Source organism: Oribacterium sp. NK2B42, from assembly GCF_000424445.1.
Classification (GTDB): Bacteria; Bacillota; Clostridia; order Lachnospirales; family Lachnospiraceae; genus Oribacterium.
This window is the reverse complement of record NZ_AUJX01000101.1, coordinates 1-1,351: the sequence shown is the minus strand read 5'-3', so window position 1 is coordinate 1,351 and position 1,351 is coordinate 1. Positions and strand designations below refer to the sequence as shown.

Annotated in this window: 2 protein-coding genes and 1 pseudogene; 2 read left to right on the top strand and 1 reads right to left on the bottom strand. The window is 34.7% G+C overall.

The genetic code is table 11. The features are described 5' to 3' along the window. Window positions 1–271 precede the first annotated feature (271 nt). Complete coding sequence (locus G625_RS0114675; protein WP_029201688.1) at window positions 272–541, top strand: hypothetical protein; 270 nt, start codon at window positions 272–274, stop codon at window positions 539–541. A 12-nt stretch (window positions 542–553) separates the two neighbouring features. Further along, the gene (locus G625_RS0114670; RefSeq protein WP_044933049.1) at window positions 554–856 is read left to right on the top strand and encodes a type II toxin-antitoxin system RelE family toxin; all 303 of its coding nucleotides are present in this window, start codon (window positions 554–556) and stop codon (window positions 854–856) included. Window positions 857–1,051: 195 nt separating this feature from the next. Here G625_RS0114670 and G625_RS20270 read toward each other — a convergent pair. Then, window positions 1,052–1,351: pseudogene (locus G625_RS20270) on the bottom strand (hypothetical protein); the annotation flags it as partial.

Below are 1,351 nucleotides of genomic sequence, written 5' to 3'. Positions count from 1 at the left end.
AAAGCAAAATTAAAATGACATGTGAAACCGGTTAGATAGTCATCGTTCTTCGTAGTGAAGATGGAGAATTTACAGAACCAATCCTTGATTAACTGGAAGATTTGTACCGTTTACCATGAAAACTTTATAAACTAATGGATTTAGTTATCCAACAAATGGAGCGCATATGGAAACTTATGCGCTCCATTATTTATATTTCCTGATGCTACGAGATAGTATTTACATTACCATCTTTATCGTATATACTTTAAAGTGAATGGAGGTGCTTACAATGGCATTAAAGGCTATGAATTTCAAAATGGATGAGATGGAAATTGCAGAGATGAAGAGTATTGGCGCTGTGTATCATATGTCTCTCACACAGATCATTAAGGAAGCGCTGAAAGAATATATCGGAAAGATGAAAGCAGATCCCTTTTATAAGCTGACTGCAAATGTTATGAATGCTGATGAAAAGGAAACTTCTGAGATTCTGAGTGCGATTGAAAACCTGTCTGATGAAGATCTTGATATTGCCTCTATTGAGCAAGTAAAAGTTTAATGGGAGGCATCCATGTTGAAAAAGGATTCATTAACCTATGAGATCCAATATACTAATGCGGCTGAGAAATTTTTCAAAAAACATGAAGATATCAGAGAAACCTATAAGGCTGCAATAAATGAACTTCTGGTAGGTGATCATCCCGAGAAAGTTGATGTAAAAAAAATCAGCGGAAAGAAAAGTGATTACTACAGGATAAGGCTCGGGAATTATCGTGTTGTTTATGCTGTTATTAATGGCAAAATCGTCGTGATAACCACTGTCCTTGCAGGACCACGAGGCGACGTGTATAAGAAAATGAGCGGGTTAAAGTAAGGTGAACGGTGATACTCGAAGGACAAAAAAATATGATAAAAAGTGATACCTGTCACCTTTAAGTTGCAATAGATGCATACTATGTCAACAGATATAATGGAAATTAGCATCATGTTGAGCATATGCACAAATCAAAACATAAAGAAAAGGAAGCATGCAAGATACTACTACTGCAGCATATACAATATCAAAAATTCACAAAGGATTTTTTAAAACAGCTTCATATACTTTATTTTCATCATAATTTGGAGCATATTTAGATGCCAAATCGCATATATGATCAACTATAGTTTTGTCTTCTTCAAGAATATCTGCTATCTCAGATGAGGTTTTACCTTTTCGTAGTTTTCTACATATTTGTTTCGCAAGATATTTTAATTCTCCTTCCTGCTTTATGCTCTCAACAAAAGTTTTTTCATCAAATTCTGTTAAAACCATACCAACAACCTCCGCCCTGTGGGCCAGTAAGAAATCTTTTAGTATTCCATCATTTAT

Bases quoted from the DNA above. Each gene is read 5' to 3' on its own strand.
- G625_RS0114675 (WP_029201688.1), top strand. From the start codon at position 272: ATGGCATTAAAGGCTATGAATTTCAAAATGGATGAGATGGAAATTGCA.
- G625_RS0114670 (WP_044933049.1), top strand. From the start codon at position 554: ATGTTGAAAAAGGATTCATTAACCTATGAGATCCAATATACTAATGCG.